Origin of the sequence: Achromobacter spanius (assembly GCF_003994415.1) — a bacterium.
Lineage (GTDB): Bacteria > Pseudomonadota > Gammaproteobacteria > Burkholderiales > Burkholderiaceae_B > Achromobacter > Achromobacter spanius_C.
The window spans coordinates 1294483-1308978 of record NZ_CP034689.1 but is presented as its reverse complement, the minus strand read 5'-3'; the positions used below and the strand labels follow the sequence as shown (position 1 = coordinate 1308978).

General features: G+C 65.0%; 13 protein-coding genes, 1 tRNA gene and 1 pseudogene. 2 read left to right on the top strand and 13 right to left on the bottom strand.

Going from position 1 to position 14496, the window contains the following annotated elements; all coding sequences use genetic code 11:
* From ELS24_RS05895 to gspG, 9 genes and pseudogenes are all read right to left on the bottom strand, one after another.
* Complete coding sequence (locus ELS24_RS05895; RefSeq protein WP_050447257.1) at positions 1-1836, bottom strand: secretin N-terminal domain-containing protein; 1836 nt, start codon at positions 1834-1836, stop codon at positions 1-3.
* A 50-nt stretch (positions 1837-1886) separates the two neighbouring features.
* Positions 1887-2354 carry a hypothetical protein gene (locus ELS24_RS05890; RefSeq protein ID WP_127183649.1) on the bottom strand — a complete coding sequence of 156 codons (468 nt, stop codon included), beginning with the start codon at positions 2352-2354 and terminating at the stop codon, positions 1887-1889.
* Entirely contained in the window at positions 2354-2926 is a 573-nt protein-coding gene (locus ELS24_RS05885) for a hypothetical protein (RefSeq protein ID WP_127183648.1), read from the bottom strand. Before ELS24_RS05885 ends, ELS24_RS05890 begins: the two co-directional genes overlap by 1 nt.
* Positions 2923-3450, bottom strand: coding sequence for a hypothetical protein (locus ELS24_RS05880; protein ID WP_127183647.1), 528 nt, complete (start codon positions 3448-3450; stop codon positions 2923-2925). The genes ELS24_RS05885 and ELS24_RS05880 overlap by 4 nt, the downstream gene beginning before the upstream one ends.
* On the bottom strand, positions 3438-4193 hold the full coding sequence (locus tag ELS24_RS05875; RefSeq protein WP_050447261.1) for a hypothetical protein: 756 nt from the start codon (positions 4191-4193) through the stop codon (positions 3438-3440). The genes ELS24_RS05880 and ELS24_RS05875 overlap by 13 nt, the downstream gene beginning before the upstream one ends.
* Positions 4174-5772, bottom strand: a complete 1599-nt coding sequence (locus ELS24_RS05870; RefSeq protein WP_050447322.1) for a GspE/PulE family protein — start codon at positions 5770-5772, stop codon at positions 4174-4176. Before ELS24_RS05870 ends, ELS24_RS05875 begins: the two co-directional genes overlap by 20 nt.
* 41 nt (positions 5773-5813) lie before the next feature.
* A complete protein-coding gene (locus ELS24_RS05865) occupies positions 5814-7007 on the bottom strand; it encodes a type II secretion system F family protein (protein ID WP_050447263.1) in 1194 nt (397 codons plus the stop codon).
* 1 nt (position 7008) lies between these two features.
* Positions 7009-7455: pseudogene (locus ELS24_RS05860) on the bottom strand (lytic transglycosylase domain-containing protein).
* A gap of 25 nt (positions 7456-7480) precedes the next feature.
* Positions 7481-7909 carry a type II secretion system major pseudopilin GspG gene (gspG, locus tag ELS24_RS05855; protein ID WP_127183646.1) on the bottom strand — a complete coding sequence of 143 codons (429 nt, stop codon included), beginning with the start codon at positions 7907-7909 and terminating at the stop codon, positions 7481-7483.
* Positions 7910-8247: 338 nt separating this feature from the next.
* Between gspG and ELS24_RS05850 the strand changes: the two genes are divergently transcribed.
* Together ELS24_RS05850 and ELS24_RS05845 are read left to right on the top strand one after the other, a co-directional pair.
* Positions 8248-8901, top strand: a complete 654-nt coding sequence (locus ELS24_RS05850) for a cytochrome b (RefSeq protein ID WP_050447266.1) — start codon at positions 8248-8250, stop codon at positions 8899-8901.
* A gap of 68 nt (positions 8902-8969) precedes the next feature.
* Positions 8970-9045 (top strand) — tRNA-Gly (locus ELS24_RS05845).
* Positions 9046-9119: 74 nt separating this feature from the next.
* On the opposite strand, the gene ELS24_RS05840 is transcribed toward ELS24_RS05845, so the two are convergent.
* The 4 genes from ELS24_RS05840 to ELS24_RS05825 are packed head-to-tail and all read right to left on the bottom strand — an operon-like array spanning position 9120 to position 14270.
* Positions 9120-9725, bottom strand: a complete 606-nt coding sequence (locus tag ELS24_RS05840; protein WP_050447267.1) for a sarcosine oxidase subunit gamma — start codon at positions 9723-9725, stop codon at positions 9120-9122.
* A complete protein-coding gene (locus ELS24_RS05835; RefSeq protein ID WP_127183644.1) occupies positions 9715-12735 on the bottom strand; it encodes a sarcosine oxidase subunit alpha family protein in 3021 nt (1006 codons plus the stop codon). Before ELS24_RS05835 ends, ELS24_RS05840 begins: the two co-directional genes overlap by 11 nt.
* The gene (locus ELS24_RS05830) at positions 12732-13010 is read right to left on the bottom strand and encodes a sarcosine oxidase subunit delta (protein WP_127183643.1); all 279 of its coding nucleotides are present in this window, start codon (positions 13008-13010) and stop codon (positions 12732-12734) included. Before ELS24_RS05830 ends, ELS24_RS05835 begins: the two co-directional genes overlap by 4 nt.
* A 15-nt stretch (positions 13011-13025) precedes the next feature.
* Complete coding sequence (locus tag ELS24_RS05825; protein ID WP_050447273.1) at positions 13026-14270, bottom strand: sarcosine oxidase subunit beta family protein; 1245 nt, start codon at positions 14268-14270, stop codon at positions 13026-13028.
* Positions 14271-14496: the final 226 nt, after the last annotated feature.

Below are 14496 nucleotides of genomic sequence, written 5' to 3'. Positions count from 1 at the left end.
TTAGAAGGGCGGCTTGGCCAGCACGGCATCCAGCGCCGGAGCATCACCCGCCGCGACCGGGGCATCCGGGGCGGGGGCAGGCGCCTGCGTGGTCATCGGCATCACCGTGACCCGCGATTCCGTGCCCGACGGGAAGTAGCTATCGGCGGCCGACGGCAAGGCCATCGAGCGTTCGATGTGCGGCGTCAGCAGCAGCACGATCTCGGTGTTCTGATCTGTCTTCTTCTGACCGCCAAACAGGCTGCCCAGCCAGCCCATCAGGCTCACGCCCGGCAAACCGCTGCTGCTGCGCGACTGCTGCTGGTTGACCAGTCCGGCCAACACCTGGGTTTCGCCGTCGCGCGCCGTCATCACGGTTTCCGCGTTGCGCGTGCTCATCGGGTAGACCACACCGCCGCCCGCCGTCTTGACCTCGCCCTTCAAGTTGCTGACTTCCATGCTGACCCGGACACTGACCTCATTGCTGAGGCTGATGCGCGGCTCCACTTGCAGAATCAGGCCCACATCCTGGTAGTTCACGGATTCCGTCACGACGCCGTTGGCGTTGGTGGTCGTTACGACCGGCACCTTTTCGCCAATCTTGATGCTGGCTTTTTCCATGTTGCGCACGCGGATCTTCGGATTTGCCAGCACCTTGGTCTTGCCGCGCTTTTGCAGCAGATTCAACGCGGCCGACAGGTCATTGCGGCTGGTCACGCCGATCTTGCCTTGATTCAGGCCCAGCAGATCACCTACCGTGATCCTGCCGTTTTCTCCTTGCGGCAGAATGGAAAACCGCAAGTCGCTGGGGTAATCCACCCCCACTTCAAGCTCGTCGCTGGCGTTGACCTCCAGCACCTGCACGTCCATCGTCACTTCAGACTGCGCAATGTCCAGGGCCGCCACCACGCGCTCCACCACCGCCATGACCTCCGGCGTATCGCGCACCAGCACGGCATTGGCGCGTTCGTCCAGATGCACGTTCTTGGGCGCGCTGATCTGCCGCAACGCGGCCAGCACATGCGTGGCATCCGCGTGGTTCAGGTAGAACACGCGCACCATCAGCTCGCGGTATTCCTTGTCCTTGTCCGGGCGCGACGGGTAGATCAGCAAGGTATGGGCATCCAGTACCTTCTTTTCCAGCTGATTGGTGCGCAACAGCAGGTTGATGGCGTCTTCAGCCGTGGTCTGCCGGGCCATGATGCTGGCCGGCATGCTGGTCTGCACGTCAGGGTCCAGCACGAAGTCCACCCCGGCGGCCAGCGAAATCGTGTCCAGAATCTGCACGATGGGCTGCGCCTTGAAGTTCAGCGTTACCGGCTTGCGCAGCGCATCTGCCAGACGCGGCTTGACCGATTGGCGGCCCACGTCACGGCGTTGCAGTTGCACGCGCAGCGCCTCGGCCGCCGCAAACCCCGGTTGCTCCTGCAGGATGCGGTTGACCTTGTAGAGCGCCTCGCGCGGGTGGTCGAACTGCAGCCGGACAGCGTCGGCCAGTTCCGCGTTCAGGTGAACGCGTTGCTCCAACTGCGTCTTGAGCTGTTGGGCGCGCATATTGCCAGGGTTGACGGCCAGCAGCTCCAACACGTCTTGCAGCGCGGCTTCATCGTCGCCCGCCTCCATCTTGACGCGCACGCGTTGCAGAATTTCGCGTGCCAGCGCGACTTCATCGCGTGCCACATCTTTGCCCGCTTCGATATCGTTGGGGTTCTTTTCCAGCTTCTCCCGGCCGGCGGCCAGGCGGTCGGCGGCCGTCATGGGCTCGCCGCCCAGTGCGCGCTTCAGTGACTCGGGGGCCGCGCATCCGCCCAGCAACAGGCTGAAGAAGGCCGCCAATACAACAGGTTTTGCAATCATGATGTCTTGCCATTCCCAAAAGAATTATTCAGTTCGATGAGCCCCAAGGCTCATTGCGCCAGCGGCGCCAGGTCCACGTGCAGCTCGCGACCCCGCGCGTCCCGCAACACCACGCGCTTTGGTTCCAGCGCCTTGAACCGGTATTGCGACGCCAACATGCCGCCGGGCCTCACCGCGCCGGCGATGTCGCAGCGTTCACACAGCAGGTAGGTCTCTTCTTGATGCGCCAGCACCACAATGCGGCGGCCGGTGTCGGACCATTCACCGATGGCCGTGAACGTCGGCATGCTGGCCGCGCCGTTACCCTCGGGCGTGGTCGGCAAGGCCAGGTCAAGCGCCGGAACGTCGCTCTGCGCCGTGACGGCGTCGGCGGCATCGTCCCGCGCCTGGGCATTGCCGCGATCCAACAACGAGGCCCAGCTTTGCGACGGAAACAGATCCACTTCGCGAGCCGGCTCGGCCAGCACGGCGGCGGCGGGCGCCAGAGCGGCCAACACCGCGGTTATCCAACGCTTCATCACACCACCCCCAACATGCTCAAGCGCATCTTTACGTTCACCAGCATGTTCTCCGGCCGTTGCCGGTCCAGCGACAGCGACTCCAGGCGCAGCAGCGGCTCATCGGTCAGCTTGCGCAAGCCCGCGCTCAGGTCTTGGTAGGAGCCCACGGCGGTGACGTCCACCGACGTGCGGCGCAAGCGGCCCTGGATGGTGTCTTCGCCCTGATACTGGATGTCGACCAGCAACAAGCCGGAGCGCACCAGTTGTTCCATCACGGCCAGCTTGCGTTCGTCCGGGTCCAGCCGCAGTTGCACGCGCAGCTCGTCCATGTCATTGCCGGACGGGGCCACGTGCGGGGTGCAGGCATGGATCTCTGCGTGCAGCTCCAAGGCACGCAACTGCAGCTCGCCCTTTTCCGGCCACAACACCACGACGAAATGCACGATCAGGATCCACAAGGCCACCAGCGCCAGGAGCCCGCCACGCCCAAGCCGCTCGGCCCAGCACTGCCAGTGCCACCGGATGGGTGAACCGGCCTCGCGCTGGCGCAGCGCAGCCAGGCGGCGACGAATTTCGGTAAAGGATTTCATCGCAGCTCCACCCGCACGGTAGACATCGTGGCCAGGTTGGGATCACCCGACTTGATGCCGTGGCGCATTACCGTGGCGCGCAAGCCGGGCTCGGCGTTCAAGCGGACCGCGAAGGCGAATACTTCGGTCAGGTCCACCGTCATCAGTTCAAGCTGGACGGACTTGCCAGCTCCCTCGATCTTCAGGTTCATCACGGCCAGGCGCGGGCTCCAGGCCTGCTCGATGGCGCGCAGCAGGACGGGCCGCAACCGGTCCTCGGCGCTTTGCGCGGAGAGCATGGCATCAACCCTCTTTTCCTCCGGCGACTGCGCCAGGACGCGGCGCTGTTCGCGTTCATGCTGCATGCGGCGCTCGACCAACTGACTCTCGGAGCGGGTGACTTCCACTCGCAATGCCCACAGGTTCCATTCCCGCCATGCGCTCAACAGGGCCACGCACAGCAACAGCAGCACGACGATGGCGGCCCAGGGTCGCGTGGCGCCGCGCTTGGTGAAATCAAGCTTGTTCATCTTCAGACCGGGCATGATCGCGCTCCCAACATGGCGTGGGGAAAGCCCAGCCAACGCGCCTGCGGCGGCAAGGACAGGTCGGGCGGCGCCAAGGTTGACGTCCAGTTGCATTCCGGCACGATGGGCTGATTGCACAGCGCCTGCGCGGCGGCAACCGCCGAGGCGTGCGACTGCCCCGGCGACCGCTGCAAGGTGATCACGTCTTCCCACCCTTGCGCCGACGGCCACAGGCACGTCACCGCGCTTGCCTCCGCCAGCACCAGGCATGCGCCTTCCGTGCTCGAGGCGCGGTGATAACGTTGCAGGCTTGCGGACAGCAGGTCGCGGCAGCCGGCCAGCGTCCATTTCTGTTCGCGCAGCTTGCCTTCCAGGGCGTCCAGCATCACCGCGTCCGCCGCAACGGCCAGGCGCGCATGACCATGGCGCGCCGGCCCCAGCCGCACGCGCGTCTGCAAGGTGATGCCGCGTTCGCGCAGCAACGCCTGGGCGTAGCCGCGCCAGTGCGTATCGCCGCCAGGCAGACCCGGCTGCCAGGGCAGCAGCAGCGTGTGCGCCCACGGATAGCCCAGCCAGACATGCACCCGGTTGCGCCACCACGGGCGCAGCCGCGTGCAGGTGGCCAGCAAGGCGGCCACGGCCTCGGCCGGTTCGCCGCCGTGGCCATACCGCAGACGATCGCCCATCGCCTTCGTCGGCGACATCAGGCTGACCTGTTCCGCATCGATCAGAACGGCTTGCTCATTCCATAGCGACCGCACGGCAAACCTCCTGATAAGTCGTCAGTCCGTGCGCGACGGCCTCGTGGGCGGCGTCGCGCATCGATTGATAGTCGGCGCATTGCGCCAGCGCCTCTAACCGGCGTTCGGGCGAGCGGTCCAGCAGCGCGGTCTTCATGCGGCTGTCCAGACGCAGGACTTCAGCCAGCGCAATGCGGCCGAGGAATCCCGTGTGGCGGCAGGCGTCGCAACCCGGGCCGGCACGCGCCTCGCCCGGCGGCGCGCAATGCGGGCACAAGCGCCGCACCAGGCGCTGCGACACCACGCCGTTAAGCGATTCCAGGAAGGTGGCGGGTTCCACATCCATGTACAGAAAGCGGTCGATCACGCTGAACGCATCATTGGCGTGTACCGACGACAACACGCGGTGGCCGGTCAACGCCGACTGCACGGCAATCGCCGCCGTTTCGGCATCGCGGATTTCGCCAACCAGGATGGTGTCCGGATCATGGCGCAGGATGGAACGCAGGCCGCGCGCAAAGGTCAGGCCCTTCTTTTCGTTCACCGGAATCTGCAGGATGCCGCTCATCTCGTATTCCACCGGGTCTTCGATGGTGATCAGCTTTTCGTCGCCGCTGTTCAGTTCCGACAAGGCGCCGTACAAGGTGGTGGACTTGCCGCTGCCCGTGGGGCCGGTGATCAGCGTCAGCCCATAGGGAAGCTGCGCCAACGCACGGATGCGGCGCGCCGTTTCCGCCGGGAAGCCCAAGGTGTCCAGACTCAGCTTGTCACCACGCTGCGAGCGGTCGAGCAGACGCAAGACGGCGTTCTCGCCATGGTTACCCGGCATGATGGAGACGCGAAAATCCACTTCCCGCCCTTGCAGCACCACCTTGAAGCGGCCGTCCTGCGGCACGCGCTTTTCAGCGATGTCCAGGCTGGACAGCACTTTCAGACGCGACATCACCTGGTTGGCGGTGACCTGCCCCGGCACCTTGCGGATGCGCAGCATCACGCCGTCGATGCGGTAGCGGATCAACAAGCCTTCCTCGTCCGATTCCAGATGAATGTCGCTGGCGCGGCTTTGCAGACCGTCATAGAGCGTCATGTTCACCAGGCGGATCACCGGGCTTTCGTCCTTGGCCAGCGAGGCCAGGGAAATGGATTCGACCGCCTTGGCCAGCGAGTCGTCCGCCATGTCCACGGCCACGCCGTCCAGCACGCGCTCGGTGGCTTCGGCCTGTTTCAACCAGGCATCCACCACGCCGGTGGGGCACACGGCAAAGCGCAGCGCATGGCCGGACAGCATGGCTTGCAGCTTCAGGCGCGCATCGCGCGAGAACGGCGCGGCCATGGCCAGCAGGAATTCGCCCTCCACCTGCAAGGGCGCCACGCGGCACGCCATGGCGTCCGCCAGCGGCAAGACGTCAAAGCGCGGCGTAGCCTGGCGGCATTGCTGGGCGGTCAGGGGCTCCATGCCCAAGGCCTGCGCCAGCACCGGCAGCAGTTGCGGGCGGCGTGCCAATTCCTCGTCCAGATAGTCGGCCAGGGACAGGCTCAGTTCCGCCGCGCGCTCGCGCCACAGCCACCATGCCTCGTCGGCCACGGTCGTGCTTTCCATTGCGCCCTCCTCCTGACTGATTTCGAATTCATGCATTAGGTTCATCCCAGACTCCCGGCCATCTCGAAGATGGGCATGTACAGCAAGATGACGATGGCGCCGACCAGCCCGCCGACGACCAGCATCAGCAGCGGCTCGAACACCTTTCCAAAGACTTCGATGGCGTGGTCCAGCGTGCCATCGTGGAACTGCGCGATGCGTTCGCACATGCCGCCCAAGTCGCCGCTTTGCTCGCCCACACGCAGCAGCCGCTCGGCCACCGCTGTCGTCAAGCCATGGCGTGCCAAGGTTTCCGACACGCTGCGGCCAGCCCGCAATTCCTGCAGCGCCAGATCCAGGCGTTCGCCGTAAGCGGGCGGCAGGATGCGGTCGGCCAGTTCAAAGGCTTGCAACGCGGGGGTGCCGCCTTCGATCAACAAACCGACGGTGCGATAAAAGCGCGCCAGCACGAACAGGTTGCCCACGTCGCGCAGCTTGGGCAGGCGCCAGAACAGATTCATCAACGCCGCCTTCACCGTCTGCGTGCGCAGCGCCAACGCGGCGGCAAGCAGGCTTGCGCCTATGCCCGCGCCCAGCAAATGACCGTCGGACTGCACCAGGCGCGCCCACCACAACATGGCCTCGGCGGTGGCCGGCAAGGTGCGCATGCTTTCGAACACGACCGCAAAGCGCGGCACGACAAAGAACAGCATGAACAGCAAAATGCCGAAGCCCACCGCAATCACCACCAGCGGGTACACGAGCGCACCCACCACTTTCTTGCGGATGTTTTCAATGCGCGTTTCGTAGTACTGATAGCGCCTGAGCACCACCGGCAGTTGCCCGCTGCCTTCGGCGGACGCTACGGTGGCCACCAGCAGCGCGGGATACACCAGCGGCTGCGCCTCCATCGCCTTGGACAGCGGCTGGCCCTGATACAGCGAACGCAGCAACTGGCCCAGCGATGCCTGCAAGGCCTTGTTGCCCTTACCGGCCTTGTCGCTCAGCGCCTCAAGCGCTTCGATCAAGGCCAGCCCGGCGTCCAGCAACGTGGACAGTTCTTGCAGCAGCAGCCCTAGCGAAAAGGCCTTCTTGCCGCGCGACTTGATGCCACGGCGCACGGCCGAACGTTGGATGTCCAGAACCATGCCGTCGGCATCGCTCAACTGCGCGCGTGCCTCGCCTTCGCTTGAGGCGCGCACGGTGTGCACGCGCAGCGTTCCCTGCTTGAGCAAGCGGATCCTGAACTCGTTCATGTCAACGCTCCGCGTGTTGCGACTGGCGATAGCGGGCGTCGCGCGCCTGGCTCAGTTGCAGATAGTGTTGCCACACGCGGCTCACGTAGCGCTTGCGCGCGGCTTCGCGATTGGCCGCGCCGCCGGCGTTGTACGCCCCGACCGCGCGCCAGGTGTAGCCGTATCGTTTGACGAAGCCCGCCAGGATCTCGGCGCCCACGTCGATGGACAGACAGGGTTCGTCCAGCAAGCGCTAGCGTGTGATGCCGCGCTTGGCCAAGCCGGGCAGATGGATGCTGTTGATCTGCATCAGCCCAACGTCCTGGGTGCCGTTGGTGTTGTTGTTGATGGCGCGCGGGTTCAGTGACGACTCCACCTTCGCGATCGAATACAGCAGCAAGGGGTCCACACCGTGGCGGTCGCCCGATTGCTGCCAGCAACTGGCGGCGGCGGCGGTGGACAACGTCATCCCGACGAGCACGGCCGCCGCCGACTTAGAGGCCATAAACCAGTTCACCACTGCCTCCCGCCCGGCCTTCTTCGCCGAAAGAAACCACTTCAGCGTCCGAGCTGCGCCCGGGCACGTTCAACATATAAGGACGACCCCACGCATCAGCAGGCACATCCTTGGCCAGGTACGGGCCGTGCCAGTTGGGCGCACCCTGCGGCGCCTTCACCAGGGACTCCAGGCCCTGCTCGGTGGTGGGATAGCTGCCCACGTCCAGTCGGTATTGCGTCAAGGCGTCGCCCAGCGTCTTCATCTGCGCCTGCGTGGCGCGCACCTTGGCGCGGTCGACCTGGGAAAACAGCTTGGGGCCGACATAGCCGGCCAGCAACGCGATGATCAACAGCACGACCAGCAATTCCAGCAAGGTGAATCCCTGCTGCAGGCCAAGACGGCGTCGGAAGGTAAGAGTCTTCATGAGTCCACTTTTCTGATTGAGCGATCGCCGCGCGGCGGCGACCTGGAGTGAAGTGCGGGCAGAGGCAAGCATCGTGAGGAACGATGCGGGTCCGAGCGTCGGCGTGGCCGAGCGCATCAAAGGCGGAAAAATCTCTACGCAGGCCGGCATATTTCCACGCGGGCGATGGGCCAACAACGTTTCTAAAGAGAGCCTAAATCGCAGCGCGGCAGGCGCTGGACGGGCTTCAGGAAGTGTTGAGGAAGATGGCGCGGCAACCGTGGCGACGCTTCAATCTCGCCTCTCAAGCCATGCCCCGCCGCCAGCGGGAGCAGGCTGACCCCGCTAGAAGGAAGACCATGCATTCCCCTCCCGCCACCCTGGCTACCCAGGCCTACACGAAAGCGCAGATCGCCCTGCATTGGCTGAGCGTCAGCCTGATGAGCATCCTGGTGCTTGCGGGTGAGTTGCGCCATCTGCTGACGGCCCAGACGGGCGTGTCCATGCGCTCGGTGATGATCGTGCACATTGGTTGCGGCATGGCGCTGCTTGCGGTCACGCTGGTGCGGACGGTGGTGCGCATCTCGCACCGCCGCGCCGTGGGCGACGGCTTCTGCATGCAGGACGCCTGCGCGCACGCGGTGCATCTGTGCATCTATGCGTTCATCTTCGCGTCGTGCCTGGTGGGCTGGGTGATCGTCAACGCCAAGGGCCTGGCCGTGCCCGTGCCATTCACCGGCCTGGAGTTTCCCCGGCTGGTCTCGGCCGACCCCGCCCTGGTCGCCACCACGGTATGGATCCACGACCTGCTTGCCTGGGCGCTGTACGGCCTGCTGGCGTTGCACATCGTCGCGGCGCTGGGGCACCACTACATCTTCCGGGATGACACCCTGGCGCGCATGGCCTGGCGTCGCCCCGCGCGCCGGCTTGCCAATGACGGGCCAGCCAAACCCACGCGCGCACGCGCACCGCGGCAAGCCCAAACGGCCGGCGTGCATTTTTCAAAAAATTAGGTATACTTCCGCCTCGCTTGCAAAAAAACGACGTCGAAAGACGGTACGGCAAGCAAAGAAGTACCCCTGCGGGAGTAGCTCAGTTGGTAGAGCGCAACCTTGCCAAGGTTGAGGTCGCGAGTTCGAGACTCGTCTCCCGCTCCAGGATTTTTTTCCATGGAGATGCATAGCAGTCCATGGAAGATTGAAAAAGGCCAAAACTTTGTTTTGGCCTTTTTTTATTTGCTGCCCGCCGGCAGGTATTCCCGCCCCGCCTCCAGCAGCATGCGTCCGACATAGTCCGCGAAGCTGCGGCGCACCACCACTTCAACTCCCCCTTCATCCAGCGCGCGCACCATCACGCCCGCCTTGAAATAGTGGCTTTGCGCGCATTGGCCTGGACCAAAGACGCGCGGATGCAGATCCAGCGGACAGCCTTTTGCCAGCACGTCGCGCGCGTGCTCGCCCGACAGTTCCAGCACCGTGTACCCGCTACTTACATCCACCACGCAGGCGGACAAGCCCTGTAGCACCGGACGCAACGTTTGCTCCAGCTCGGGGCGCGCGGGCGCCAGCGATTGCAGCCACCATTCATCCGGCCCCATCCAAACCAGCAAGTGCCGATGGCCATGCGCCACGGTGTTGGGGGCCAGGGGTGGCGCCGTGCCCAAGGTGCGTTCCAGCGCCTTCGCAAAGTCCGGCGAGCGCGCGTTGCCGCGCAACACGGCCAGGTCCAGGAATGGCCGCTCAATGATTCCCAAGCGCCGGGCGTCCGCGGTCTGGGCACTCAGGTGAACGGGTTCCAGGCCCTTCAGGGGCGATTCCAGATACGTTTCAGTCCACATGCTGGCGTGCTCCTTCGGGGTCGTAGAACACCGGGCTACCGATTGTGGCCGGCAGGAAGCCGCCGCCGGGTAACGCCACCTCGACCTGCTGCCCCATGCGTTGCTGGCCGTCCTGGACCAGAGCAAGCGCGATCGAACGGTTCAAGGTGGGACTCATATAGCTGGACGTGACGTGGCCAACCATTGGCATGATCGACGCCATCGTCGCGCGGTTGGCATGGTTCATGACCTGGCTGCCTTCCGGCAGCACCACGGCCGGATCCCGCGACAGCAGGCCGACAAACTGCTTGCGATTACTGCTGGCCGTGTGTTCGCGCGACAGCGAACGCTTGCCCAGGCAATCCTTGGACTTGGCGACCATGCCGCCCATGCCCAGGTCCTGCGGCGTTACCGACCCGTCCGTATCCTGGCCCACGATGATGTAGCCCTTTTCCGCGCGCAGGACGTGCATGGCTTCCGTGCCGTAGGGCGTGATGCCGTATTCGTGGCCGGCTTCCATCAGTGCATTCCACACACGCTGGCCGAGATTGGCGGGCACATTGACCTCATAGGACAGTTCCCCCGAAAAGCTGATGCGCATGATGCGCGCCGGGGTGGACCAGCCGGCGCCTGCTACCGTGCCTTCGCGAAAGGTCATGAAGGGAAAGGCCGCGTTGGAAAAATCAATATCCGGGCAGACCGCGCGCAGAACCTCGCGCGACCGTGGTCCTGCCACCGCGAAGGTGGCGAAGTGGTCGGTGACGCTGGTCAGGTGCACATCCAGATGCGGCCATTCCGTCTGCAGCCAACGCTCCATCCAGGTCAGCACGCGCGCCGCGCCCCCTGTGGTGGTGCTCATCAGATAGTGCTGTTCGCCCAGGCGCATGGTGACGCCGTCGTCGAACACCATGCCGTTTTCATCCAACATCAGCCCGTAGCGACCCTTGCCAACTTCCAGCTTGGTCCAGAGGTTGGTGTAGACCCAGTTCAGCAAGGTTGCGGCATCCGGGCCCTGCACGTCGATCTTGCCCAGGGTGGATGCATCCAACATGCCGACGCCGTTACGCACGGCGAGGCATTCGCGGGCAACGGCCGCCTGCATGCTTTCACCCGCCAGCGGGAAATACCAAGGCCGCTTCCAGTTGCCCACGTCTTCGAACACGGCCCCGTGCGCCACGTGCCATTCGTGCAGGCAGGTCTTGCGGATGGGGTCGAAGAAGTCGCCCAGTTCGCAGCCCGCCAGCGCACCGAAGGTGATTGGGGTGTAGTTGGGCCGGTAGGTGGTGGTTCCGGTCTGCGCAATGGTTTGGCCCAGCGCGGCGGCCAGCACGGCTGCGCCATTGATGTTGCCCAGCTTGCCCTGGTCGGTACCGAATCCCATGGCGGTATAGCGTTTCACGTGTTCGACCGAGTGGTAGCCTTCGCGGACCGCCAGGTGGATGTCGGCCACGGTCACGTCGTTCTGGTAATCAACGAACTGCTTGGCGCCGCGCCCGGGCCGGCGCCCGTCTGCCACCTGCCAAATGGGCAGCAGCGGATCTTCGGCGATGTCGGCCGTGCGCCACGATAAGGAAGCGGCGCCGTTCACGCCGGCCCGGCTTGCCGCGAGCTCGCCCGCCATGACGCCGCCATGCAGCGCCTGCGCCAGAGAAAATTCTCCGTTTGCCGCGCCCGCGCTTGCCTGCGCCTGCGGTGAACCGTCAGGCACGAAGCAGGCCCGGACATCGTCCCAGCGCGTCTGCCCGCCCGACTGCGCGTGCAAATGCAAGGCGGGGTTCCAGCCACCCGACATCGCCACCAAATCGCAGGGCAGCCTGGCGTTGGGCGGGCCGGCCCGCCCAGCGGTATACGGCGCCAACACCACGCCTGACACCTGCCGTCCGCCGCGGGCCTGCAGCACCACCGTTTCATTGCGTACGTCGATGCCCGCGCTGCGCACCGCATCGGGCAGCGCGCCGCGTCCGGCCGGACGCGGGTCGACCACGGTGACGTTCGCGCCCTGCTCGCGCAGGTCAAGCGCGGTGCGGTAGGCGCCGTCGTTGTTCGTATACAGCACCACTCGCCGTCCCGGAAGCACGGCAAAGCGGCGCACGTAGGTTGACACCGCCGAAGCCAGCATGATGCCCGGCAGATCGTTATTGCCGAACAACAGCGGCCTTTCATGCGCGCCTGTCGCCAGCACGACCTGCCTGGCGCGTACTTTCCATAGCCGTTGACGCACGCCCCGGCGCTGCGACAGGGGAAGATGGTCGGTGACTTGCTCGCACACGGTCACCAGGTTCTGGTCGTGATAGCCGAACGCCGTGCTGCGCGTAAGGATGCGGACTTCTTTCATGGCTTGCAACTCGGCCTGTGCCTGCCGGATCCAGTGCAGGTTGGCCGCGCCATTGATCAAGGCCGGACTGGACAGCAGGCTGCCCCCCAGTTCAGGCTGGTTGTCGACGAGCATCACGCGGGCCCCCGCCATTGCCGCCGCCATCGCCGCCGCCAGACCGGCCGGCCCCCCGCCCACCACCAATACGTCGCAATGGGCGTAGCGCTTGTCGTAGTGATCGGGGTCGGGTTGCCGCGGTGCGCGCCCCAGGCCGCCCGCTTTGCGGATCAGACGCTCGTAATGGGGCCACAAACGCTTGGGCCACATGAAGGTCTTGTAATAGAAGCCCGCGGGAATAAAGCGCCCCAGCCGTTGGAAGACGGCCATGCGGTCTCGCTCCAGGTCGGGCGCCGCATTGACGCTGACGGCACGCAAGCCTTCGTAGAGTTCGATCGTCGTCGCGCAGGGGTTGGGCACGGTGTGACCGCCCTCTTCCAACTGCACCAGCGCGTTTGGTTCTTCGACGCCAGCCGTCATGATGCCGCGCGGCCGGTGGTACTTCCAACTACGCGCCACGAAATGCTCGCCGTTGGCCAGCAGCGCCGAGGCCAGCGTATCGCCCTGGCAGCCGTAGTACGTGCGGCCATTGAAGGTGAACTCGATAGACGACGCGGGATTGATGCTGACGCCGCGTGCCAGCCGGTTGGATTGCGTCATTTGCGATCTCCCGCCGCGTGGTCAAACGTGTGGAACGCATGGAACTCGTGGCTGATGGTATCGCGCTCGGCCAGAAACCAGCGCCGGCAGCCATGCGCATGCTGCCACTGCTCTCGCGCCCGGCCACGCACGTTCTTGCGCATGAAGGCATAGTCCGCCCACTGGGCATCGGTGAGTGCGTCGCAATCCGTGGGGCGGACAATATCGGCTTCGCCACCGCAGGTGAATTCGGTTTCGGCGCGCGGGCCGCAGTAGGGACACGTCAGCATCAGCATGATCAAGCTCCACAATCAGTGCGCGACGGCGGCGGCGCCGTGCTCGTCGATCAAGTGGCCAGTTTGGAAACGGGCCAGGGAGAAAGGCGCGTTGAGGCGGTGCGGCGCATTGTTGGCCACCGTGTAGGCAAAGACCCATCCCGACCCCGGCGTTGCCTTGAAGCCACCCGTGCCCCAACCACAGTTGAAATACAGGCCCTTGACGGGCGTGGTTGAAATGATGGGGCAGGCGTCGGGCGACACGTCCACGATGCCGCCCCACTGGCGGTTCATGCGCACGCGGCTGAACGAAGGGAACATCTCGACAATGGCCTGCAACGTGCTTTCTATCAGGTGAAAGCTGCCACGCTGTCCGTAGCCCACATACTGGTCGATGCCCGCGCCGATGACCAGATCGCCCTTGTCCGACTGGCTGATGTAGGCATGCACGGCGTTGGACATCACGACGGTGTCCAGCACCGGCTTGAGCGGTTCGGACACCAAGGCCTGCAACGGATGGCTTTCCAGGGGCAAGCGTATGCCGGCCATGTCCGCGATCACGCTGGAATGGCCCGCGGCCACGACGGCCACCTTGGCTGCCTGGATATACCCTCGGCCCGTCTCCACGCCACGCACTTCGCCGTCTTCGCGTCGAATTCCGGTGACCGGACAATTCTCGATGATGTCCACGCCCAGCCGGTCCGCCGCGCGCGCATAGCCCCATGCCACCGCGTCATGGCGCGCCACGCCGGCCCGTCTTTGAAACGAGGCTCCCAGCACGGGGTAACGGCAATCGAGATTGATGGCCGGCACGATTTCTTTGACCTGCGCGGGCGTCAGCCATTCGCCGTCGATGCCGTTGTAGCGGTTGGCGGTGATGCGACGCTGGGTGTCTCGCACGTCTTGCAGGTTGTGCGCCAGATTCATCACGCCGCGCTGGCTGAACATGACGTTGTAGTTCAAGTCCTGCGACAGCCCCTCCCAGAGCTGCATCGACTTTTCGTACAACTGGGACGATTCGTCCCACAGGTAGTTGGAGCGCACGATGGTGGTGTTGCGCGCGGTGTTGCCTCCGCCCACCCAACCCTTTTCCAGCACCGCGATGTTCTTCAGCCCGTGCTCCTTGGCCAGGTAATACGCGGTGGCCAGGCCATGGCCCCCGCCGCCCACGACCACGATGTCGTACATGCGTCGGGGTTCGGGACTGCGCCACGCGCGGGGCCAGCGGGCGTGGTTCGACAACCCATTGCGGATCAGGCTGAACAGGGAATAGCGGCTCATCTTGGCTCCTAGGCAGGAACCCATTCTTCTCTGAAGGCGCTAGCCGCTCCTTCCCCCGCCGGACGGGAACTTGCCTGATTCCGCCAAGGGCCGCGCGCTCCCCGGCGCCGACCTCCCAACCACCTGTCGCCTACCCGCTTGTTCCTGTCGCGCCAAGCCGCGTGGCACACAATCCGGCTTGTCAAAATCGGCCATTGGCGGGCACGGGTCCGCATCCATCCGGCCC